Here is a 21750-nt window from a genome sequence, read left to right as displayed (position 1 = left end):
GCGCGCGATAATCGAGAGAGCGTGGAAGTCGGGTGAGAATGAGCCGTCGCGGCGCTCTGCTGCCTTCGCACGGCCTGCAACTAATCTGCCTTGTGGTCTCGAGATTCAAACCTAATAGAAAGCTCGTCGTAGACGGGTTTTTTTGCACGTTCTTCATGGCACCAGAGTGTTTGCGTGAAGAACTGCTACTCGCCCCAGCCTCATCAACGCTTGTCTTGAAATCGCGAGCATATCATCACTCGATAACTCGAATGTCAACGGTGGACGCCGATTTGTCGTGAGCGGATGGTTTGGGAGTAGTCGGCCAAGGAAGAGGTCTGCCGGGCGATGTCGCTGATCACGGCCTCCCGTTTCAGTTCCTGTAGCGGACGATCTGTCCGGATGACCCCGAGATCATGGAGATAGTCGGGAAGATAGCCCGAGAAAAGGATGCGCCAGTCCGTGGGAATGCGCGGCTCCAGAAGCTGTGCCAGCTGGAAGATCACCGTCGTGCAGTTGGTCGTGATCGTGTGGTAGAATCGTGGTTCGGCGGCCAGTTCATTCGCCTTTCCGAGATAGGACAGGAACAGCGCCCTGGCCTGCTCGGGTGTCACCTCGAGAGGGAAAAGGGAAACCTCGTCCTTGCGGATATTGGTGCGCAAGCGGACGATGTCGTTCTCCTCTGCCGCGATCATGACCAGTTCGAACTCGCGGAAAAATCCGCCGATTTCGGAAAACGACTCATGCTCTTCCCGCCGGATCTCGGCAGAGAACACCAGATGCCGGCCGTCGGAAAAGCCGAAGCTGATCAGGGTGTGCGCGATGGCGGGGTTCGCCCATACGGAGCTGATCAGATCAACTTGGCCGATTTCGTTAAGGTCGTAGCGGCGCGTCTCCCAGCGCGGCATGAAGTCCTCGGCGCTACGCCATTCGAAGTTCCGGACGTTGCGGAGCGTCACCTGCGATCCGCTGATTTCGCCGGTCACGCCATGAGCCACATCGGCCGCCCAGTTGCGATCATTCGATGGCGTGATCGAACTCCACCAGACCGCGATGATGAAGACTTCGAGGACGAGCAGGAGCCAGGGCGACAGCCGCCGGCGCCTTCCAACGACAAGGATGGCGAGCGCTGCCGCCGCAGCGGCTGCTAGGGAGGGCCAGGTGAATGGTGGCTCAACCTGATGCCAGATCGCCAGCATCGTCCAGATCGATACCGACATGACGGCGAGGGCCAGCAAGGCACGGCCGACACGCGAGCGTGAGCGGCTTTCGGTCGTGAGGGCGAGGTCTGGCCTGACGCGGTCGCTCATTGTCTCTCCATGGCACGCGCCCTCCCAAAGGTGGCGAAAGAAACTCAAGCGGGTGACTGTGGTCGCCGCCTCAGCGCAAAGGCAAAAATGATCATGGCCAAGCCGTTGAAAAGGAGATCGAACCCCAGCAGCGCCCCGATCAGCCACAGGCTATTGACAGGCCATCCGGCAATCACGATCGCCCCGGCGACGAATGCAATAATACCCGCCGGCACTAGCCAGCCCCATCCTTGCGCGGGTCGCAACGCAAAGCCGGTAACGATACGCATAGCGCCCGCCGTGATGATGCTCAGAGAAAAAAGCAGCGTCAGGATCGTCGAGGCGAGAAGCGGGTTGGCAAATGCGAACAGACCGGCGACGATGTAAAAGGCACCGATCAGCAGCCAGCCGGCGAACTGTCTCCAACCTTTGACGTTGAAGGCGCAGATGACCTGCACGGAGCCTCCGACGAGCATCATCGCACCGACGAAGAAAACTGGCCGTGAGGACATTGGCGAGCGCCAGTACTCCAACTGCCGCAAGGGCGATGCCTGCGCCGCTCAGCACCTCCCATCTCGATCGCAGACGTTCGAGATCGTCCCGAGTGAGCTTCAATGAGTTCAATGCTGCCATGCAGCTCTCCTTATGTCTGTGCGGCGCAGAGCGATTCGCGATCGCCGCACCCAAGCCGTAAACCCCGGATGCAAAACGGTTGAAATTCTATATAAACAAAGTAAACGAAACCGTATCGTTTAACTAGCCAGCTCGTCAAGGAGCGGCATCTGGAGGAATGTTCCGTCTCCGGAGGCATTCCCTGCCAATCCCTGTTCATAAGGCAACGTAGCAAAAAGCGCTTCAATGACGCCGACCGACAAGATCAATCATGCGCGTGTGGCGAGCCACCACGGCGGACGGCCGACACCGGCGGAGTCTGAACGCATATCGGCCCGGATCATGGCGGCTGCGCGCAAGCTGTTCCTGCGAGACGGGTTTGCGCAGACGAGCATGGACGCGATCGCCGCGGAAATTGGAATTTCCAAGCGGACTCTTTATTCGCGCCATCCAGGCAAGGCCGCACTTTTCGAAGCGATTGTCCTCGATGTTGTAAACACGGGCCTATCGAATATCGTCACGGAGCAGTTGTCGGGCAAGACTCCGCGGGACAAGCTGCTGGCTTTGTCGTTGCGCATTCTAGAAGTAGCGACTGATCCGCTCATCATTTCCCTGGAAAGAGTTGTTGTTGGCGAGTCGTGGCAGTTTCCGAAGTTGGCGAGTCTCGTCGGCCAGTATGGAATGCCGCCGATCCGCGAGGAGGTAATGGCCGTGCTGCGCGACCACGGTGCAAGTGAACCCGGTCTGGCCCGTGATGCGGAGATATTCCTGTCCATCACGATGATACCGCAACTGCGGCAGGCCGTTCTTCAGCGGACGCCGCCGGGGATCGCGGGGATAGACCGGGCCGCCCTTGAACGCACCATCGATATCTTCGTCCGAGGAATTGAGATGGAACTATGAGTGGCATCCACACGATCGGAAAACGCCGCGCAATAACACGCTGGCTGCCTGTTTCGGACTGTGCTTCCCGATCTCAGGACACAATGGTTCCGAGCAGAGCCACGGTTGAAGGCGTCACGCAGGTGGGTGCGCTGGGGGCGGCGACGAGACACGCGAGCATCGATGCCGACGTTGGTCTGGGGGACCACCTCGGGGCGGGGGCGATGCAAGCAGCGCAGACCGTCGGCGTAGCGGCGAGCGTGGCCGTCAGTGCGCCGATCACTGTTTTCGAATCGACTATGCGGCGCAGCATCGGCGAGCAGGTCGAAAGACTTGGCCGCGCGGCAGGTAACGCGCTCGGATCGGCAGTAAGCCGATGACCCGAGCCTCTTCTGCAAACGCATGGAATCGAAAGGCCACCACTGGAATGGGTTGTCTGCGCACGCTTAGGGATGGTCCCGCCAGAAATCAATCAATGGAAGTCCGCCGAAAAAGATGATTCAAGTTAGCCCCTTTCTATCTTTCACGATTGCGGTCCTGCTCCTCATCGTGGGCAAGATCTTGACGATGAACATCGCGGTGCTGCGAAAGTACTCGATACCGGAGCCTGTTGTCGGCGGCATTTTGTGCGCCTTGCTAGTGGCTTTGGCCTACTGGATTGCGGGCTGGAGAATCCAGTTCGAACTCGGCGTGCGTGACCACCTGCTGCTGCTGTTCTTCGCCAGCATCGGTCTGAAGTCGGATACGGCCACCCTTTTGCAGGGCGGCAGGCCGCTCATCGTGCTGCTCGCGCTCGCAACCGCGTTCATGCTCATCCAGAACGTCACGGGGATGGGGATCGCCGCATTGTTCGGGCTCGATCCGAAGGCCGGCCTGATGGTCGGGTCCGTCTCGCTGACGGGCGGGGTCGGCACCACGGTCGCCTGGGCGCCGATCTTCGTCGGGGACCTCGGGATCGCCAACGCGATGGAGCTCGGCATCGCCAGCAACACGGTCGGGCTGATCGCGGCATGTGTGATCGGCGGCCCCATGGCCGCCCTGCTGATCCGCCGCAATGGAATCGTCACCTCGGGCGACGCAGATATCGACGTCGGCGCCGCCCATGAGGAGCCGGAGCCGAAGATGGACTATTTCTGCCTGCTCTGGGCGATCCTGGCGCTCAATGTCGCGGTCATGCTCGGCATGGCGCTCGACTCCCTGATCGCGCTGACGGGCTTCAGACTCCCGACCTTCGTCAGTTGCCTGCTGGCCGGCATTGCAATCCGCAATCTGATGCCGCTGGCAGCCGGGGCGGCCATCACCCGCATCTGGCCCGGCGTGCGACAAGGATTGTCGCTTCTGTCCGACCTCTCTCTCGGCCTGTTCCTGACGATGGCGCTGATGGGCCTGCAACTGTGGCAGTTGAGCGGCGTCTTCACCTTTGTCGTCGCCGCGCTCGCGGTGCAGATCGCGCTCACGATCGTCTACACGGTTTTCATCGTCTTTCCCGCCATGGGGCGTGACTACGAAGCGGCCGTGATATCTGCCAGCTTCGGAGGCATCACGCTCGGATCCACTGCCACTGCCATCGCCAACATGACGGCCGTCACCCAGCAATATGGCGCGGCGCACAGGGCCTTCATCGTCGTGCCGCTCGTCTGCGGCTTCTTCATCGACCTCGTCAATGCGGTCGTGATCGCCATATTCGCAGGATAGCGCCGGCTACGTTTCGTCCGAACCCCAAGAGAAAAAAATGGATGATAAGAACCAACATGACCTGCCGACAGGCTCTTCTGAGGACAGGCCCGCCGACCGTGCCCCCGAAGCGTTGGCTGACGCTCCGGTCGAGGCGGGGCCGACCAGGACGGGAGTCCGGGTCGGCGTGCTCGTTATCGGGCTCATGGTCGCCTTCGTAGCCTGGTACGCCGTTTCCGACAAGCTCGCCCCCTATACCGACCGCGGCACGGTCAGCGGCTACATTGCCCGACTAGCGCCCCGTGTTTCAGGCCCGGTAATCAGCGTCCACGTTGAGGACAATACGATTGTCCAGGAGGGCGATCTTCTTTACGTGGTCGACCCGCGCCCGTTCGAGATCGCGGTCCAGCAGGCGGAAGTCGAACTCGAACAGGCGACCCAGTCAATCAACGCCTCGTCGGCGGCGCTGATCGCTGCACAGGCCAAGGTGTCGCAGGCCAGGGCCAAATTCGAAAACGCCAAGACCTCGAACGCCAGGACGCAAAGCCTTGTACAGCGTGGTGTTGCCGCGCGGAAGCAGGAGGAAGCATCTCGCGCGGAACTCGAGGTCGCGCAGGCGGAGGTCGATGCGGCGGAGGCTGATCTGTCTAGCGCGGAAGCCGAGTTGGGGGCGGCGGGCGCCAGCAATCCGCGCATCAAGGCCGCTCGACTCAAGCTGGAAAGGGCGCAGCTCGACCTGATCTACACACGGGTCGTGGCACCGACGCTCGGCGTGGTCACGAATCTCGATCTAGCAGTCGGCCAGTACGTGAGCGCGGGTTCGGCCGCTCTCACCTTCATCGACGGAAGGGGAGCCTGGATCACGGCCGATATGCGCGAGAACCAGCTCGCCAATATCGAGCCGGGCAACAAGGTGGGCCTGCTTTTCGATGCCTTGCCGGGGCAGATTTTTACCGGGACCGTACACAGCGTCGGCTGGGGCATCGATACCGGACGGACCGCATCCAGCGGTCTGGTGCAGAACGAGCCGGAAACGCGCTGGTTCGAGCCGGCCCGCCGGTTTCCCGTGCGCATTGAACTCGATCGAGCGCTTTCGGAATGGCCTCGCACCGTCAGGGTGGGCGCGAAGGCCACCGTCGTGGTCTACGCCGCAGGCGAAAGCAATCCGTCAGCGTGGATCGCAATGGCCCTGCACCGCGCCCAGTCGCTTCTGTCCTATCTGTATTGAGGTGGGGCCATGTATGTTTCGCCCCGGCCGAGCTTTCGCGACGACCCAAATTTTCCTTTGCGCATGGCGCTGCTTGCGGTGATCTCGGTGGGCGCGATACCCTTTGTCATGCCCTCTATGCCGGCGCTGATGGCGGCCCTGCCGTTTGGCCTGATGGCCGGCATGCGCAAGGCCTTCGATCCGAAGAAAGCCATAGGAGGTCCTCTGGCGCTCATCATGATGATTTGGTTGGCAAGCGGCGTGCTCACCCTTCTCATGTCTTGGCCGGTGGCGTTCCTGATCGCGGTCGGCAGCCTCTATTTCGTCGCGTTCTATCTCATCCAGAGCACCGGCAACCCGATGGGGATGCTGATACTGGTGTCCGTTGGCCTCGCCTCTATCCTGGGTATGAACTCCATCACTGCGCTCGACGCCCTAAGTGATTCGGTGGTCGAGGCGGGCATCCTCGCATTGATCGCGATTCCGGTCCTTTACCTCCTCATTCCGCCGGCTACCCAGGAGAAAATGATCGACGAATATACGCCCGCACCGGGCAATCACGTGCGATCGGCGCTCATCCGGGCGGTCGTCCTGCTCGGGCTCAGCTTCTGGCTCTACAGCTTCATCGATATGTCCAACATGATGATGGCGATCGCCGCGATATTCGTGCTGTGTTTCCCGACACGCGAGCAGTTGTTTGCAGAGGCCCGGGAACGGATCTTTGCGACGGTTCTAGGTGCATCCGCAGCGGGTGTCGCCCTGTTCCTGATGACCCTGAACGCCCATTTCTTCATGCTGGTCGGTCTGGTCTTTCTCACCGTGCTATATTTCGCCACCATGATGATGATCGGCCGCCATCCTCCGATGGTCTACCAGTTCAGCGCATCGGCCGCTCTGTCACTGATCGTTGGTGCCCTTACCACGCAGGAACCTTCCTATGCAGCGTTAACCCGCCTGGCACTGACCTTCGTCGGAACCGCAGTCGCAGCGCTGATGACGGCGACGCTCGAAAGCATGGCCAATGCGTGGGAACGACCAACCCTGCGGCGCTGAACGAAAGCAAGGGTTTGAACATTTTAAATGACTCGCGATCAAGCGCTCCTCTCTCAAGGTAATTTGGCGCGATTACTCCGAGTTTGTGAAAAAACGCGAAACGAAGAGCACATCACAGCGTCGGGCGAAAGTCGGTCATCGGCTGTTGACTGCCTTTCGTTGCGCCGATAGACTGGACAGCCGTTTATTTGGAGAAATTATGCCTAATCGACTGATCTTTCCCGCCCCGGAAGACGCCACCCGTGATCGCATCCTGAAAGCCGCGATACTTCGCTTCTCCAGCCACTCCTATGAGGAAACCGGGTTGCGAGACATTGCATCCGATGTCGGCGTCGACATGGCCTATGTTCATCGTTCCTTCGGATCGAAGGAGAAGCTGTTCCGGGAGGCTGTCAAGGCAATCGTTCGTCCCGAGGTCTGGCTGGTCGGCGAGGCGAGTGAGTTACACGTAACGTTGGCAAAAGAGGTTCTAGCCGAGAAGGGCGCCAACGAGATCCGATCTTTTGACGTCCTCGCTAGATCTTTTTCCAGTCCCGAGGCTTCGCGTGTTTTTCGCGAACTCATTGACGAGGGGCTCGTCAAGCCAATGGCTTCCAAATGTCCGGTTGTGTCCGAACAGCGCGCCTCCATGGTCGCCGCGTTCCTGGCCGGCGTCAGCATCCTTCGTGACGTCATCGGTACGCCAGCGCTGCAGAGTGGTGGAAATGATCGTGAACTGATGGCTCTGGTCTCCCAGGTCGTCGAGTTCATCATGAACGAAGACAAGGGATGTCAAACCATGACGACCGCCGTGCCGATCAGTCGGGAGCCGCAATGAATGATTTGAGCCGGCGAGACATCAAGGCGGCGGAGGCCCGCCACGACACTTTCGACACGGAAACCTACCGCGCAATCGATCGGATGCGCGAGGCGCTGAGCGCGCGGATGACTGGCGGGCTTTCTCCGGCGGCACTGGCGCTGGCCTTGTTCGACTGGTCGATCCATCTGGCCTCGGCGCCTGGAAAGCGTCTGGAACTTACCGACAAGGCCGTGCGGAAAAGCGCCCGGCTGTCGGGTTATCTCTGCGCCGCCAGTCTCGATGACGACACTCCATGCTGCATCGAGCCCTTGCCGGGCGACTACCGCTTCACCGGGGAGGCGTGGAAGGAACTCCCCTATGCGGCCTATGCTCAGGCGTTCCTGCTCGCCCAGCAGTGGTGGCACAATGCGACACGGGAGGTGCCAGGCGTCGCTCCTCACCACGAGGACGTGGTCTCCTTCGCCGCGCGGCAAGTGCTCGACATGTTCTCGCCATCCAACAATCCGTTCACCAATCCCGAGGTGATCAACAAAACCATCGCCACTGGTGGGGCAAACTTCCTCGCGGGGTTTCAGAACTGGTTCGAAGATATCAACAGGCTTGCGGGCGGTCGCCCGCCCGCGGGCACGGAAGGGTTCGTACCGGGGCGGGATGTCGCGGTCACTCCCGGAAAGGTCATCTTCCGAAACCATCTGATCGAACTGATCCAGTACAGTCCCACAACCGACACCGTTATGGCGGAGCCGGTGCTGATCGTGCCTGCCTGGATCATGAAATACTACATCCTCGACCTCTCTCCGGAGAACTCCCTGGTACGCTATCTGGTCGGGCAGGGACACACGGTCTTTGCCGTTTCCTGGCGAAACCCTGGGGCAGAGGATCGCGATCTCACGCTGGACGATTATCGCCGAATGGGCATCATGGCCGCGCTCGATGCGATCGCGGCGATCGTTCCCGACAGCAAGATCCACGCGACGGGCTATTGCCTGGGTGGCACGCTTCTCGCGATCGCGGCGGCTGCGATGGCGCGCGCCGGCGACGACAGGCTGGCCACGCTCACCCTTTTCGCGGCCCAGACGGATTTTTCCGAACCCGGCGAACTGGCGCTCTTCATCGACCCGAGCCAGATGCATTTCCTCGAAAGCATGATGTGGGATCGCGGATATCTGTCGGCTGACCAGATGGCGGGGGCCTTTCAGATCCTGAAGAGCAACGACCTCGTCTGGTCGCGACTGGTCCACGACTATCTCATGGGCGAACGCACACCGATGAACGACCTTATGGCGTGGAATGCCGACTCCACGCGCATGCCCTACCGGATGCATGCCGAATATCTTCAACGCCTCTACCTCGACAACGAGCTTGCAGCCGGCCGCTTCATGGTCGATGGCCGCCCGGCGGCGCTGCAGAACATCCGTGTGCCGATGTTCGTCGTGGGAACGGAACGCGATCATGTCGCACCATGGAGATCGGTCTACAAGATCCACCAGCTAGCCGATACCGATGTTACCTTCGTTCTGACCAGCGGCGGGCACAACGCAGGCATCGTCAGCGAGCCAGGCCATCGCGGCCGCCGCTATCGCATCGCGACCAGGCTGGCAATCGACATCTGCCTTGGCCCCGACGAATGGGCAGCAGAGACTGAGACCCGGGACGGTTCCTGGTGGGAGGCCTGGCTGCCGTGGCTTGCCGCGCACTCAGGCAAGGATCGTGTTGCCCCGCCTTCACTCGGCGTCGCCGACAAGGGCTTTCCTGCCATCGCCGAGGCGCCCGGCGCCTACGTATTCCAGAAGTGAGAGGGTGATGACCGACAGCTTGCTGACAAATCATACCTTCGCCGACTTGCAGGTCGGCGATACCGCAAGCCTCACACGGGTCGCAGGTGATAAAGACATCGATCTGCTGGCGGCGATGGCCGGCGGCAACAGGCTGGCTCCGGGTGGCGCGACAGCGAAGGCAACGACCCTCTTCAACGATATCGTTGCCAACGGGCTTTGGACAGGAGCGCTGGTCTCGCGCGTGATCGGCACAAGGCTTCCGGGGCCCGGGACGATCTATCTGGGGCAGGATTTCCGCTTCGTGAAGCCGGTCGTCGACGGCGACACGATCACGGCAACCGTGCGGGTGGTGCAGAAATACCCGGATAATCGCACGGTTGCACTGGAGACGATCTGCTCCAATCAAAAAGCCGAATATGTCCTGACCGGCACGGCCATGGTGATCGCGCCCGACAAGTCGATCGAATGGACCGAGGGCGCGCCCTCCGTCTCATTGCCGGATACGAAACGTGCAAGCCGCTATGAAGGCTTTGTCGCGGAAGCCCGCAGCCTCCCCCCGGTTCGGGCGGCCATCGTTCACCCATGCTCTGCCGGAGCAATCCAGGCTGCGGTCGAGGTGCGCCAGAAGGGCCTGTTCGAGCCGCTGCTGGTCGGGCCGGAAGCGAAGATCCGCGCCGCCGCCGAAGCCGCGGGGATCGATCTCGGCGACATGGCGATCGAGGACGTTCCCCATAGTCATGCCGCAGCCGCGCGCGCTGTCGAACTTGCGGTCGGCGGCGCGGTATCGGTTCTGGTCAAGGGCAGCCTCCATACCGACGAGCTTCTAGGCGCCGTCCTCGCCACCGGGTCCGGTCTCAAGACGGAGCGGCGCATCAGCCATGTCTTCGCGTTCGACGTCCCGGCCTATGGTAAGCCGCTTATCGTCACGGATGCCGCGATCAACATCCAGCCGACACTCGACCAGAAACGCGACATCTGCCAGAACGCGATCGACCTTCTTCGCGCTCTCGGCGTCGATGAGCCCCGAGTGGCGGTGCTCGCAGCGGTCGAAACCGTCAACGCGAAGATGCCGTCCACTCTTGATGCGGCCGCGCTGACGGTCATGGCGGCGCGCGGTCAGATCACGGGCGGGCGTGTGGATGGCCCGCTTGCCTTCGACAATGCCATCGACTTGGATGCGGCGAAGACGAAGGGCATCGTCTCCCCGGTCGCGGGTGAGGCCGACATCCTGCTCGTGCCGGACCTCGAGGCCGGCAACATGCTGGCCAAGCAACTGATCTATTTCGCGGGGGCGACCGCGGCCGGCATCGTGCTCGGCGCGCGCGTGCCGATCGTGCTGACCAGCCGCTCCGATCCGCTGTCGGCGCGCATCGCCTCGGCAACGCTCGCAAGGCTGCTCGTCGCCCGCAACCAGGTGCCTGGAACGGGGTCCACGATATGAGCCAGCAATTGCTTGTCACCTTCAATGCCGGCTCGTCCACGGTCAAGATAGGTCTGTTCGCCGTTGAAGACGGGGGGCTCACACGCATCGGCAAGGGAATGATCGATTTCCGCAAGGCGCCATTGCGCTTCGAGCTTTCCGAAGGCCCGGACCGCTTCGATGTCGAACTGGAAGCCGAAGCAGAAGAAGAGCTGGACGAGGTTTTGCGCGAAGCTTTCGACCGGCTGTCCTGGCACTATGATTTGTCCGGCATCGCCGCTATCGGCCACCGCGTTGTGCACGGCGGTGACTTGTTTGACGGACCGGTGCTCATCAACGATCAGGCGATGTCGCAGATGGAAGCGCTGATAACGCTTGCGCCGCTCCATCAACCCCAGGCGCTGCGCCTTGTCCGGGCGATCACGCGCCTTCGTCCGGAAATCAGACAGACCGCCTCCTTCGACACGGCATTCCATCGCACGCAAGACGAGACCGTACGCCGCTTCGCCCTGCCGCGGCAGCTCTACAAAAAGGGCATCAAACGCTACGGCTTCCACGGCCTTTCCTATCGATCGATTGCCGACCAGCTTCTCAAGAACTGGCCAGAGCAGGCTTCGGGCAAGGTCGTCGTCGCCCATCTCGGCTCCGGCGCCAGCCTTTGCGCGATGGACAACTGCGTCAGCCGTGACACCAGTATGGGTTTTTCGACGCTGGACGGCGTGCCGATGGCGACGCGCTGCGGGGCGCTCGATGCCGGCGTGGTCATACACCTTTTAAAGGCCGGTCGCGATCCCGACGAAATCGAGGATCTCCTTTATCACCGCTCCGGTCTCTTGGGCGTGTCCGGCATCAGCGCCGACAGCCGCGTGCTCCTGGAAAGCGATGAGGGCCAGGCGAAGGAAGCAATCGAGCTGTTCACCTTCAGGATCGCCGGCGAGATCGCCCGGCTTGGCACGACGCTCGGCGGTCTCGACACGCTGGTGTTCACGGCCGGCATCGGCGAGCACCAGCCGGCAATCAGGGCCGATATCTGCACGCGGCTGATGTGGCTGGGCATCGACCTTGACCCTGAAGCAAACGCCGACAACCGGACGGTCATCAGCAGTCCTGCCAGCCGTCTGACCGTCCTCGTGATTCCGACCGATGAGGAGCAGGTGATCGCCACCGAAGCCCTAAGAATCGCGGGAGGCTGAGCGATGGCGGCAATCGTCGATCTGTTCGGAAACCGTGGCCTCGTGGTTGGCATCGCCAACGATTCCTCTATCGCAGCTGGCTGTGCAGCCGCGTTCAAGGCCGCCGGCGCGGATCTGGCGGTCACCTATCTCAACGACAAGGCGGTTCCGTTCGTGCGCCCGGTCGCCGATGCCCTGGGCGCGTCGCTGTTCATGCCCTGCGACGTTCGCATTGAGGGGCAGCTCGAGGCGGTGTTCGACACGATAGGAGTTGAATGGGGCGGTCTCGATTTTCTGCTTCACTCGATCGCTTTCGCGCCGCGAGAGGACTTGCGGACGAGCATCGTCAACTGCTCGGCCGAAGGCTTTGCCCAGGCCATGGATATATCGTGCCATTCCTTCATCCGGATGGCTCGCCTCGCCGTCCCGCTGATGAAGGAAGGCGGGTCGCTGATAACCGTCAGCTTTTTCGGAGCTGAGCGCGTCGTCGACAACTACAATCTGATGGGACCGGTGAAGGCCGCGCTGGAAGCAAGCGTACGCTACCTGGCCGCGGATCTCGCAGCGCAGGACATCCGCGCCCATTGCCTGTCCACCGGGCCGATCGCCACCAGGGCAGCTTCCGGAATCGAGCGTTTCGATGAGCTCATCGACACGGTGCGTGAGAGAACACCATCGCGACGCCTCGTGAGCATCGCTGAGGTTGGGCGTATCGCCGCATTCCTGGCAAGCGAGGCGGCAACGCCTCTGTCGGGGTCGGTGGTATACGCCGACAACGGTTTCCACATCACGGCCTAGCCAGAAGGCGGGCTGATGCAAACTAAGTCGGGGTCGCCGCTCGCGCGGCGACAGGGTGAACTCTGTCATATCGAGAGCGCGATGCTTCGAATGCATAAGTAAGAAATCGGTTCAGTCAATGCGTGAATTCAGTCTACGCCTTACGCTACTTCTTCTCACAAGCCTGCTTGCAGCCTGTGCCGGCCGCCCCGGCCCGGAACTGCTCGCCCAGAGGGCCGAAGCCGTTCCGGGGGCCAAGCTCACGACGGTTTATGTGGCGACCACGCGCAAGCGTGATGAGAACGGTATCTACACGTCGGGTCGTAGCCGCGAGGTTAGCTATATCCGCTACAGGGTCTCCATCCCGCCAGGTCACAAGACGGGCAATGTCGAATGGCCGAAATCGAAGCCGAACCCGAAGACGGATTTTGTCACCGTCGACCAGCACATTCTCGACGCGGCGACATTCGAGGCGGAAGTCACGCGTAAACACAACGGCAAACCGCCGAGTGTCGGCGTGTTCGTGCATGGCTACAACACCAATTTCACCGAGGCCGTGTATCGCATAGCCCAGATGACAGCTGACGCCGGCGTCGATGCCGCCCCGATCCTGTTTGCCTGGCCGTCCGAAGGCGCTTTGAGCGGCTACGTCGCCGACAAGGACGCGGTGACGTTCTCGCGGGACCAGTTGGCGGATCTGCTCAGCACCCTGGCGCGCAAACAGACCCAGGGTCCCATCACGCTCGTCGGCCACAGCATGGGGGGATGGCTGACGACGGAAGCCGTGCGCCAACTGCGGCTTACCGGCAAGGACGCGGCGATCCGTCGACTGCAGGTCGTGCTTGCGGCGCCCGATATCGATGTCGACGTGTTCCAGGCACAGCTTGCGACGATCGGGACACTGAACCCGCCGATGACAATCCTTGTTTCCAAGGATGACAGGGCGCTGAAGGTCTCGGAATTTCTATCCACAGAACGTCAGCGCCTGGGCAGGATTGACGTGACGGATCCGAAAATCGAGGAGGCGGCGCGCAGGGCGAATGTGCAGGTGATCGATATATCGGATATCGAGGCCTCAGACAGCTTCCGCCACAATCGTTTCGTCGGTCTCGCTGCCTACTATCCGAAGCTTTCGGGCCGGGATGGAACGAGCGACCCCCGAAATCTCAGGCAAGCCGGAGCGTTTGTATTCAATTCGGCTGGCGCGGTCCTTTCCAGCCCGTTTGTCCTTGCCGGCAAGATCGTCGGCGGAAACTGACACGACGCGAAGCAGCTTTCTTCACGCAACTATCGCAGGAGAATACTTATGATATTCAATTACACCGCAAGCCTCGACGCCGCCGACCTGCAACTGTTGCGATCGCGATGGCGATGGCTGCTGGTCGCCGGCATCGTGCTCGTGTTGATAGCTCTTGTCGCCCTCTCCAACCTGTTGCTGGCCACGGTCGTTTCCGTCCTCTTTGTCGGTGTCACGATGCTACTGGCGGGTGCGGCGCATATCGTCTTCGCATTTCAGATGAAGCGATGGGGCCAAACTGTCGGTTTGCTCGTTGTCGGTGTGCTTTATGTCGCGGCCGGTGTGATGACATTCTGGAACCCGGTCCTGGCATCCACTTTCCTGACACTACTGATGGCTCTCAGCATGCTCGTCGCAGGCATTGTCAGGACTGCCGCCGGTCTGGCGATCCGCCCGGCTTCCGGTTGGCTATGGCTCGCGGCGGCCGGCGCCGCGACGGTGCTTGTTGCACTTGTCATCCTTGCGGGCTGGCCGGTCAACAGTTTGTGGATCATCGGCGCACTGCTGGCGATCGACGTCATGGTGACCGGCTGTGCCCTGAGCGCATTGGCGCTCGCGCTGCGACGGTCCCTCAGGATCGACCGCAATCACGAATAAGAACCGGAGGTTGGAAACGACAATGAAGCAAACAACACCGTTCACCGTGGAGGTCCGAAAGAAACGCCGGATGCAACAGCACGAACTCTCTCCAAGCCGCGCCCTGAAAAAGACAGACGAGACCAGATCCGCGCCGGAAGGGGAAAACACAGCCCCGAATGAAATCACGCCTCAGAACGACCCTGCGGCCCACCGTCCCCGCACACGGTAAGGCTGAACGCTGGCCCGCCGGACTCCCTGACACAATCGTGAGGCACAAGAAAAAGGATTTTCGCCCTCTCAATCATCAGCTGTTGACTCACGGAGTATGTTCATTAGGGTAAAGCTGATGTTTGGTGACGAGGGGGGGAATGAAGACGCCAAAAGATATTGTCGTTTATATCGATACAGCCGATGTTTCTGTTTGTCGGGTTTATATTGATTATGCTGTCTCACTCGCAAGCGCATGGGATGCGCATGTCGTTGTGGCCTTCGTGCCGGAAGATTTAATCGCCACTCCCTCCCATGGCTTCGCCCGAGGGCAGGCGATCAACAGCATGATAACCTCCTTCGAAGGGCGCCGGCATGACGCCGAAGAGCAGCTGCGGGGGCTCCTTTCGGATGTAGCGTCCGCTACCGGCGTGAATTGCGAGCTTCGCATATGTTCCGGTGAAACGGGCGAGGCGCTGATGCTGCACGCCCGCCACGCAGCCTTGGCGATCGTCGGAACGGGGCGTGACCCGGACCGCGCTGAGACGGCTCTCACCGTCTCGGAGGATATCATCTTCGCCTCCGGTCGCCCTTCGATCCTTTTGCCCACATTCTGGCAAAGCGATGGCGCCGTGCCCGAGACGATCGTGGTTGGATGGAATGCCAGCCGGGAAGCGGCCCGCGCCATTGCCGATTCGATGGCGTTCCTGGCCACCGCTCGCGCCGTCCACGTCGTCGTTGTTCCCGAGCCCAAGGTCGCGCGGCTTCTGGGGGAGGACCCCGGAAGCGATATCTCTCTCCATCTCGCGCGCCATGGGATCAGGGTGACGCTTGACCGCCTGGAAGGCAGCAATGCCGGTGATCTGATCCTGTCGCGCGCGGAAGAGGTTGGCGCCGACCTGGTGGTCATGGGCGCCTATGGGCAGTCCCGGATCACCGAGTTCGTTTTCGGCAGCGCAACACGCACCATTCTGGCCAATCCGAAAATCCCGATCTTTCTTTCGCGATAAGACGTGATCGTCCAACAGGGTGGGTGGGCCCCGCAGGCCGTCGGCAAAAAGAGATTACAACACAGGAGAAGAAAACATGTCCGATCTGGTCGTCGTCGGTTTCGATACGGTTGATGAAGCCGACAAGGTGCTTCTCAAGCTCGCTGCTCTCAGAAAAGAATATCTGGTCGATCTGGAAGATGCCGTCGTCGTCGTTCGTGACGGCGAAGGCAAGGTCCATCTCAAGCAGAGCCTTAACCTGGCGGCTCTCGGCGCCACATCGGGCCTTCTCTCGGGAACGATCTGGGGCGGCCTTGTGGGCCTGCTCTTTCTCAATCCGCTTGCCGGCATCGCCATTGGCGGCCTGACGGGAGCGGGTGTCGGCGCCTTGTCCGGCTCCCTTGCCGACTATGGCATCGACGATACGTTCATCAAGTCTCTGGGCGAGACCATTCCAAGCAATTCGTCTGCGCTGTTCGTTCTTGTCCGCAAGGTCCAGCCGGAAAAGGTGCTGGCGGAGTTCGAAGGCCTGCGTGGTCGAGTTCTCAAGACGTCCCTGTCGCCAGAGCAGGAAGAGAAGCTGAGGATCGCCTTGTCCGAAAATGTAACCGGGTCAGGCAACGCCTAGGTGGCCACGCCCGGTTGATGTCCGATCGGGAAGGGAAACGTCCAGCATCGCTTACGTGGGAGGGGTATTTTTTGCAGGTACATATCAGGGGCGGGATCGATCTTCGATGGGAAGGCAAGCCGATAGACACGATTGAAGATGCGGTCGTGGCTCGCTCGGTTGCGCTTATGGGAGAAGATTACCCGCGCCTGCGCCCGGTTATCGATGTCGCGATCGGACAAGCCGTGCGAGCCGGCGAGCGGCTGTTTACGGATCGTCACCGCCCTCATCTGACGTTTACAGCCCCTGTTGCTGGAACAATCCGCGCAATCTCGCGCGGCGCGCGTAGAAGCCTCGATTCCATTATTATCGACGTCGAGGACGAAGCCGCCGTCGAATTCGACAGGCCCTCACGGCCAGATCGCATGACCATGCAGTCGCTCCTGCTCCAAAGCGGTTGCTGGCAGTCATTTCGCACCCGGCCATTCGGTCGGCTCGCCGATCCCCGGCAGGCTCCTGATGCGATTTTCGTAACAGCCACCGATACCGCGCCGCTCGCAGGTGATCCGGCCCCCGTCATAAGGCGCTTCGAATCATGGTTTCGTCTCGGCGCGGAGGCGCTGCGTCACCTGACCGACGGTCCCGTTTACGTCTGTCACGGGGCCGATGCCTCCCCGGCCGTTCCCGAAGCCGTCAAGGCTGTCTGTTTCGCGGGCAGGCATCCGGCGGGTCTGGTTGGAACCCATATCCATCATCTCAATCCTGTCGGTGTAAACAGGATGGTTTGGCACATCGGCTATCAGGACGTAATCGCGCTGGGATGCCTGCTCGATACGGGCCGGATATGGACACGGCGCGTCGTTGCGCTGACCGGACCGGGGACGTGCAGTCCGCGCCTCGTTGTCGCTCCCGCAGGCGCGAATCTGAAAGATCTTTTCGGCGCCTCGCTCACCGGTCCCTCGGTTCAGTTGCTTTCGGGCTCTCCGCTCGGCGGAACGGTCGAGCATTTCCTGCGGCGTTATGACGTGCAGGCCACCGCCATCCCACACAGGCATCCGCTCCGGCGCTCCTTTCTCATGCGCTACCTGACCTCATTCAACGAGCAATTTCCGGCGCCGCTCATTCCCAATGCCGTTCATGAACGGGCCGCGCCTTGCGGGATCCTGCCCGCGCCGTTCCTGCGCGCCATCAGCACGGGCGATGTGGAAACCGCCGCGAAACTTGGTGCGCTGGAACTTGTGGAAGAGGATCTGGCGCTCCTGAGCCATGTCGACGGGTCGGGCACGGATTATGGCGCCCTGTTGCGTGCGACGCTCGATGAGTTGGAGGAAGCGATATGATCGCCTTCTTCCATGACCTGCAGGCGGGCCGCGTCGGCCGCACCTTGTTGTCCGACAGCGCCACGCCCGCGCTGCTCGGCGTGATCGTCCCGGTCGTGTCCGCGCTTGTCGCAGATACGGAACAGTTCGCAGCGCGGCTGCTGATCTCTGTCAGCCTGACCCTTGCGTGGCAGCATGTCTTCACACGTGTCCGGGGTCTCAGGCCGGGACTTGACGGTATTGTCGCCGCCACGCTGATCGCCCTTCTTGTCCCGGCCGATGCGCCGCTCTGGCAGCTCGCTTTGGGCGTCAGCTTCGGCGTGGTGATCGCCGAACAGGTGTTCGGTGGGCGCGGGCGCAATTTCGTGCATCCTGCCGTCGCCGCCCTTGCCTTCGTGATGTTCTCCTTCACTGAAATCGACTATCGAGCCGGGCCAAACATTCCTCTGGCGGCATTGCTTCCGGCTTTGGTTCTCCTGCTCCTCAGCGGCCAGGCGTCATGGCGATTGCTGCTTGCGGCCTACTGCACGATGGCCCTCATGGTTTGGGCGCAGGGAAGCGATCCGTCGGTCAACCTGCTTTCGGGTGCGATCGGCTGCGCGATCCTCTTTCTGGCGGCAGATCCTGTATGTTCCTGCACGACAAATCCAGGTCGTTTTGCACAGGGCATTCTGACCGGCGTGCTCATCGGCCTGTTCTCGCAGGCCGGATCGACTTTTGGAGCCGCGATCTTCGCGATCCTGATGAGCAGCATTTTCGCACCATTGATCGATTACGTGGTCGTGGCGATCCATGTAAGGCGGAGGGCAAGGCGACATGGCTGACGCTCGTCCTCCCAGCCCGCGCCCGGGCATGTGGCGCCGCTTTCTGAACCGTCCGAACACCGATGGCGTCAAGACGATCGGCATGTCGCTTCTGGTGGCCATTGGCTGCGGCTTTACCGTCTCCATCGCAGCGGTCGTCCTGCGGCCGATCCAGCAGGCCAATATCGTCGCCCAGCAACAGGGCCGCATGGTGCAGATGCTGGAAAACGTTCCGGGCATCGGGGAGATATTGAAGGAATCTGGCGCAAGCGGCGTCGAAACGCTCGTCATCGACCTCGCAAGCGGAACGGTCGCCGCCGATGTCGATCCGGGAAGCTTCGATCAACGAGCGGCGGCGGCGGACGCAGAGCGAAGTTCGGCCCTGCCGCGCGCTGACGACCTCGCTGGTCTCAGCCGCCGCGAAAACCACGCGCTTGTCTATCTTCTGCGCCGCGGCGAGGAACTGGCGCTCGTTGTGCTTCCGGTCCGCGGCGCCGGCTACCAGTCGACCATCCGGGCCTATCTGGCGCTGGAGGCCGATCTCGACACCGTTGCCGCCTTCACGGTTTATGAGCAGGGTGAGACGCCCGGCCTCGGCGCCCGCGTCGCCGAGGACGGTTGGCAGGCGCAATGGGCAGGCAAGCGCATCTTCGACGATGGCGATTTCGCCATTTCCGTGGTGCGCGGCAATGCCAGCGGCCCCAATGAAGTCGACGGCATCTCCGGCGCCAGCGTCACGAGCTATGCGATCTCGGACATGCTCGAATTCTGGATGGGCGAGCACGGCTTCGGGCCGTTTCTCGACAGGCTGAAGAAAGGCGAGATCGAATGACTATCCCTTTCCGCAACCTGACAGATCCGCTCATCGACAAGAACCCCGTCACCGTCCATATCCTCGGCATCTGCTCGGCACTGGCGGTCACGACATCGATGTCCACCGCTCTCACCATGTCGATCGCCCTGACCGTCGTGCTCGGCCTGTCGGCAGGCGTCATCAGCGCCATCCGCCGACACATCCCGTCCTCCGTGCGCATCATCCTGCAGATCACCATCATCGCCTCGCTGGTCATCGTCGCCGACCAGATGTTGCAGGCTTTTGCCTATGAGATGAGCCAGCGGCTGACGGTGTTTGTCTCGTTGATTGCCACGAACTGCATCGTGCTCGGGCGCACCGAAGCCTATGCGCTGCACAATCCGGTCGTTCCCAGCATCGTGGATGGCGTCGGCAATGCACTCGGCTACAGCCTGGTGCTGCTCACTGTCGCCGCCATCCGCGAGTTGTTCGGCGCCGGAAGCCTGTTCGGCGTCGGCCTGCTGCCACTCGTGGCCGACGGTGGCTGGTACCAGCCACTCCGTCTTATGCTGCTCGCGCCGAGCGCATTCATCATCCTTGGCCTTCTGGTCTGGGCTGTTCGCAGCCTGCGCCGGGGCCAGAGGGAAGCGCCTGAATTCGAGTTGCGCGAGCAGCAAAGGACGACTGAGACATGATCGAACTGTTCCAGCGCTCCATTTTCGAAGAAAACCTCGCGCTGTCCTTCTTCCTCGGCATGTGCACCTTCCTCGCCGTCTCCAAGCGCGTGGAAACAGCCTTCGGCGTGGGTGTTGCGATGATCGTCGTGCAATCGCTCAGCGTGCCGGTGAACTACCTGCTGCACGCCTATATCCTGAGTGCCGGGGCGCTCGCGTGGATGGGGCTGCCGGATGTCGATCTCGGTTTCATGCGGCTGATCACCTTCATCGGCATCGTCGCGGCGATGGTGCAGATCATCGAGATGCTGCTCGATCGTTACGTGCCCGCCCTCTACGGCGCGCTTGGCATCTACCTGCCGCTGCTCGCCATCAACTGCGCCATTATCGGCGGCAGTCTGTTCATGGTCGAGCGGCAATATGATCTCACTGAAAGCACGGTCTATGGGATCGGCACCGGGATCGGCTGGGCGCTGGCCATCGTCGCGCTCGCGGCGATCCGCGAGAGGCTGCGCTATGCCAATGTCCCCGAAGGATTGCAGGGCCTCGGCATTGCTTTCATCGTCACCGGTCTCCTGTCCATGGCGTTCTCCGCCTTTGTGGGAGTGCGCGTGCTATGACGGAGATCCTGCTCGGCATCGGCTTCATTTCCTTGCTGCTCGTCGCGCTGGCAGCCGTTGTCCATAAGGTTCGGGAGTATCTGCTGCCGTCGCGACCCGTGGCGGTCACCGTTAACGGCGGGCGTGAGATTGGCGCTCTGGCGAATTTCAAGCTTCTCGATATTTTGAATTCCAACGGCATCGCCGTGCCCTCGGGCTGCGCCGGCGCGGGAACGTGCGGCCTGTGCCGCGTCAGCGGCGTCACGGGTACGGGAGAGCCGTTGCCGACGGAACGCGCCCGGCTTTCTCCTGCCGACGTTCGGGCTGGAATGCGGCTCGCCTGCCAGATCGTGGTGCGAAACGACCTCGCCGTCACCGTCCCGGACGAGGTGCTCGGCATCACCACGATGAACTGCCGCGTGGCATCGTCGCGCAGTGTCACGCCTTTGATCAAGGAAATCGTGCTCGCCTTGCCGGAGGGCGCGGAATTCGACTTTCGTGCGGGCAATTTCGTGCAGGTCACCGCACCGGCCTATCGTCTCGACTTCTCCGGCATCGCGCTTGAACCGCAGCATGCCGCCGAATGGAAAAAACTCGGAATTGACAAGCTCTCGTCGCAAAGCCCTCAGCCCGTCTCTCGCGCCTATTCGGTTGCCAGCCGACCCAAGGATGTCGGCATGATCGTGCTCAACATCCGTCTGGCCACGCCACCGCCAGCCAAACCGCATGCACCTCCCGGCATCGTCTCGTCATGGCTGTTCGGTCTGCGCGAGGGCGACCCGATCGAAGTGGCGGGCCCGTATGGTCACTTCGGGGCGCAGGATACCGGGCGCGAGATGGTGTTTATCGGCGGCGGCGTCGGCATGGCGCCCTTGCGCGCCATCATAACGGACATGCTCGAGCGTCAGGGAAGCCGCCGCAAGATCAGCTTCTGGTACGGCGCGCGAAGCCGTGGCGAACTGTTCTACGCCGACGAATTCGACGAGCTTGCCCGGCGTCATGAGAACTTCCGCTGGGTGCCAGCCCTCTCCGAACCAGCCAGAAACGACCCCTGGGACGGTGAGTTAGGCTTTGTCCATGATGTCGTCTTCCGCGCCTATCTGAAGGATCACCCGGCGCCGGAGGACTGCGAATATTATCTGTGCGGCCCTCCGCTCATGATCGAGGCCATCTACGCGATGCTCGATGAATGCGGTGTGGAGAGCGAGAGCATCTTCAATGACGATTTCGGGATCTAGGAG

Annotated in this window: 21 protein-coding genes; 19 read left to right on the top strand and 2 right to left on the bottom strand. The window is 61.5% G+C overall.

The window, feature by feature from the left end; translation table 11 throughout:
- Nucleotides 1-254 precede the first annotated feature (254 nt).
- Both FAA86_RS19465 and FAA86_RS19460 read right to left on the bottom strand, forming a co-directional pair.
- Nucleotides 255-1289: an Lnb N-terminal periplasmic domain-containing protein gene (locus tag FAA86_RS19465; RefSeq protein ID WP_009450503.1), complete on the bottom strand. Its 1035-nt coding sequence runs from the start codon at nucleotides 1287-1289 to the stop codon at nucleotides 255-257.
- Nucleotides 1290-1333: 44 nt separating this feature from the next.
- Nucleotides 1334-1726 (bottom strand): HdeD family acid-resistance protein, encoded by a 393-nt coding sequence (locus FAA86_RS19460; RefSeq protein WP_157174143.1) that lies wholly within the window; start codon nucleotides 1724-1726, stop codon nucleotides 1334-1336.
- 400 nt (nucleotides 1727-2126) lie between these two features.
- Here FAA86_RS19460 and FAA86_RS19455 point away from each other — a divergent pair, with 400 nt between their 5' ends.
- From FAA86_RS19455 to nqrF, 19 genes are all read left to right on the top strand, one after another.
- Nucleotides 2127-2783 (top strand): TetR/AcrR family transcriptional regulator, encoded by a 657-nt coding sequence (locus FAA86_RS19455; protein ID WP_009450501.1) that lies wholly within the window; start codon nucleotides 2127-2129, stop codon nucleotides 2781-2783.
- Nucleotides 2784-3257: 474 nt separating this feature from the next.
- Complete coding sequence (gene gltS, locus FAA86_RS19450; RefSeq protein ID WP_009450499.1) at nucleotides 3258-4457, top strand: sodium/glutamate symporter; 1200 nt, start codon at nucleotides 3258-3260, stop codon at nucleotides 4455-4457.
- Between the two features lie 37 nt (nucleotides 4458-4494).
- A complete protein-coding gene (locus FAA86_RS19445; protein ID WP_009450498.1) occupies nucleotides 4495-5664 on the top strand; it encodes an HlyD family secretion protein in 1170 nt (389 codons plus the stop codon).
- A gap of 9 nt (nucleotides 5665-5673) precedes the next feature.
- Nucleotides 5674-6696 (top strand): FUSC family protein, encoded by a 1023-nt coding sequence (locus FAA86_RS19440; RefSeq protein WP_009450497.1) that lies wholly within the window; start codon nucleotides 5674-5676, stop codon nucleotides 6694-6696.
- A 145-nt stretch (nucleotides 6697-6841) separates the two neighbouring features.
- Nucleotides 6842-7513: a TetR/AcrR family transcriptional regulator gene (locus FAA86_RS19435; protein ID WP_246035130.1), complete on the top strand. Its 672-nt coding sequence runs from the start codon at nucleotides 6842-6844 to the stop codon at nucleotides 7511-7513.
- Nucleotides 7510-9291: a PHA/PHB synthase family protein gene (locus tag FAA86_RS19430; RefSeq protein ID WP_136542755.1), complete on the top strand. Its 1782-nt coding sequence runs from the start codon at nucleotides 7510-7512 to the stop codon at nucleotides 9289-9291. Before FAA86_RS19435 ends, FAA86_RS19430 begins: the two co-directional genes overlap by 4 nt.
- 7 nt (nucleotides 9292-9298) lie before the next feature.
- Complete coding sequence (locus FAA86_RS19425; RefSeq protein WP_136542753.1) at nucleotides 9299-10714, top strand: bifunctional enoyl-CoA hydratase/phosphate acetyltransferase; 1416 nt, start codon at nucleotides 9299-9301, stop codon at nucleotides 10712-10714.
- Entirely contained in the window at nucleotides 10711-11886 is a 1176-nt protein-coding gene (locus FAA86_RS19420; RefSeq protein WP_136542752.1) for an acetate/propionate family kinase, read from the top strand. Before FAA86_RS19425 ends, FAA86_RS19420 begins: the two co-directional genes overlap by 4 nt.
- Before the next feature lie 3 nt (nucleotides 11887-11889).
- Entirely contained in the window at nucleotides 11890-12663 is a 774-nt protein-coding gene (fabI, locus tag FAA86_RS19415) for an enoyl-ACP reductase FabI (protein WP_136542751.1), read from the top strand.
- Between the two features lie 118 nt (nucleotides 12664-12781).
- A complete protein-coding gene (locus tag FAA86_RS19410) occupies nucleotides 12782-13900 on the top strand; it encodes an alpha/beta hydrolase (RefSeq protein WP_009450491.1) in 1119 nt (372 codons plus the stop codon).
- Between the two features lie 48 nt (nucleotides 13901-13948).
- Nucleotides 13949-14536 (top strand): HdeD family acid-resistance protein, encoded by a 588-nt coding sequence (locus FAA86_RS19405; protein WP_009450490.1) that lies wholly within the window; start codon nucleotides 13949-13951, stop codon nucleotides 14534-14536.
- A 335-nt stretch (nucleotides 14537-14871) separates the two neighbouring features.
- Nucleotides 14872-15735 carry a universal stress protein gene (locus FAA86_RS19400; protein ID WP_246035133.1) on the top strand — a complete coding sequence of 288 codons (864 nt, stop codon included), beginning with the start codon at nucleotides 14872-14874 and terminating at the stop codon, nucleotides 15733-15735.
- 76 nt (nucleotides 15736-15811) lie between these two features.
- The gene (locus FAA86_RS19395; RefSeq protein WP_009450488.1) at nucleotides 15812-16342 is read left to right on the top strand and encodes a DUF1269 domain-containing protein; all 531 of its coding nucleotides are present in this window, start codon (nucleotides 15812-15814) and stop codon (nucleotides 16340-16342) included.
- A gap of 71 nt (nucleotides 16343-16413) precedes the next feature.
- Nucleotides 16414-17661 (top strand): Na+-translocating NADH-quinone reductase subunit A, encoded by a 1248-nt coding sequence (locus FAA86_RS19390; protein ID WP_009450487.1) that lies wholly within the window; start codon nucleotides 16414-16416, stop codon nucleotides 17659-17661.
- On the top strand, nucleotides 17658-18464 hold the full coding sequence (locus tag FAA86_RS19385) for an RnfABCDGE type electron transport complex subunit D (RefSeq protein ID WP_009450486.1): 807 nt from the start codon (nucleotides 17658-17660) through the stop codon (nucleotides 18462-18464). Before FAA86_RS19390 ends, FAA86_RS19385 begins: the two co-directional genes overlap by 4 nt.
- A complete protein-coding gene (gene nqrC, locus FAA86_RS19380; RefSeq protein WP_009450485.1) occupies nucleotides 18457-19275 on the top strand; it encodes an NADH:ubiquinone reductase (Na(+)-transporting) subunit C in 819 nt (272 codons plus the stop codon). The genes FAA86_RS19385 and nqrC overlap by 8 nt, the downstream gene beginning before the upstream one ends.
- Nucleotides 19272-19931, top strand: coding sequence for an NADH:ubiquinone reductase (Na(+)-transporting) subunit D (locus FAA86_RS19375; RefSeq protein ID WP_009450484.1), 660 nt, complete (start codon nucleotides 19272-19274; stop codon nucleotides 19929-19931). The genes nqrC and FAA86_RS19375 overlap by 4 nt, the downstream gene beginning before the upstream one ends.
- A complete protein-coding gene (gene nqrE, locus FAA86_RS19370; RefSeq protein ID WP_009450483.1) occupies nucleotides 19928-20530 on the top strand; it encodes an NADH:ubiquinone reductase (Na(+)-transporting) subunit E in 603 nt (200 codons plus the stop codon). Before FAA86_RS19375 ends, nqrE begins: the two co-directional genes overlap by 4 nt.
- Nucleotides 20527-21747 carry an NADH:ubiquinone reductase (Na(+)-transporting) subunit F gene (nqrF, locus tag FAA86_RS19365; RefSeq protein WP_009450482.1) on the top strand — a complete coding sequence of 407 codons (1221 nt, stop codon included), beginning with the start codon at nucleotides 20527-20529 and terminating at the stop codon, nucleotides 21745-21747. The genes nqrE and nqrF overlap by 4 nt, the downstream gene beginning before the upstream one ends.
- Nucleotides 21748-21750 lie beyond the last annotated feature (3 nt).

It is taken from the genome of Rhizobium rosettiformans W3, assembly GCF_004912135.1.
GTDB lineage: Bacteria > Pseudomonadota > Alphaproteobacteria > Rhizobiales > Rhizobiaceae > Allorhizobium > Allorhizobium rosettiformans.
Note: the sequence above shows the minus strand (reverse complement) of the source record. Positions and strands in the feature narration are given on the sequence as shown.

What these genes read in the sequence shown, in the direction of transcription:
- FAA86_RS19465 (WP_009450503.1), bottom strand. Translation starts at nt 1,289, where the DNA reads ATGAGCGACCGCGTCAGGCCAGACCTCGCCCTCACGACCGAAAGCCGC.
- FAA86_RS19455 (WP_009450501.1), top strand. Translation starts at nt 2,127, where the DNA reads ATGACGCCGACCGACAAGATCAATCATGCGCGTGTGGCGAGCCACCAC.
- gltS (WP_009450499.1), top strand. Translation starts at nt 3,258, where the DNA reads ATGATTCAAGTTAGCCCCTTTCTATCTTTCACGATTGCGGTCCTGCTC.
- FAA86_RS19445 (WP_009450498.1), top strand. Translation starts at nt 4,495, where the DNA reads ATGGATGATAAGAACCAACATGACCTGCCGACAGGCTCTTCTGAGGAC.
- FAA86_RS19440 (WP_009450497.1), top strand. Translation starts at nt 5,674, where the DNA reads ATGTATGTTTCGCCCCGGCCGAGCTTTCGCGACGACCCAAATTTTCCT.
- FAA86_RS19430 (WP_136542755.1), top strand. Translation starts at nt 7,510, where the DNA reads ATGAATGATTTGAGCCGGCGAGACATCAAGGCGGCGGAGGCCCGCCAC.
- FAA86_RS19425 (WP_136542753.1), top strand. Translation starts at nt 9,299, where the DNA reads ATGACCGACAGCTTGCTGACAAATCATACCTTCGCCGACTTGCAGGTC.
- FAA86_RS19420 (WP_136542752.1), top strand. Translation starts at nt 10,711, where the DNA reads ATGAGCCAGCAATTGCTTGTCACCTTCAATGCCGGCTCGTCCACGGTC.
- fabI (WP_136542751.1), top strand. Translation starts at nt 11,890, where the DNA reads ATGGCGGCAATCGTCGATCTGTTCGGAAACCGTGGCCTCGTGGTTGGC.
- FAA86_RS19410 (WP_009450491.1), top strand. Translation starts at nt 12,782, where the DNA reads ATGCGTGAATTCAGTCTACGCCTTACGCTACTTCTTCTCACAAGCCTG.
- FAA86_RS19405 (WP_009450490.1), top strand. Translation starts at nt 13,949, where the DNA reads ATGATATTCAATTACACCGCAAGCCTCGACGCCGCCGACCTGCAACTG.
- FAA86_RS19395 (WP_009450488.1), top strand. Translation starts at nt 15,812, where the DNA reads ATGTCCGATCTGGTCGTCGTCGGTTTCGATACGGTTGATGAAGCCGAC.
- FAA86_RS19385 (WP_009450486.1), top strand. Translation starts at nt 17,658, where the DNA reads ATGATCGCCTTCTTCCATGACCTGCAGGCGGGCCGCGTCGGCCGCACC.
- nqrC (WP_009450485.1), top strand. Translation starts at nt 18,457, where the DNA reads ATGGCTGACGCTCGTCCTCCCAGCCCGCGCCCGGGCATGTGGCGCCGC.
- FAA86_RS19375 (WP_009450484.1), top strand. Translation starts at nt 19,272, where the DNA reads ATGACTATCCCTTTCCGCAACCTGACAGATCCGCTCATCGACAAGAAC.
- nqrE (WP_009450483.1), top strand. Translation starts at nt 19,928, where the DNA reads ATGATCGAACTGTTCCAGCGCTCCATTTTCGAAGAAAACCTCGCGCTG.
- nqrF (WP_009450482.1), top strand. Translation starts at nt 20,527, where the DNA reads ATGACGGAGATCCTGCTCGGCATCGGCTTCATTTCCTTGCTGCTCGTC.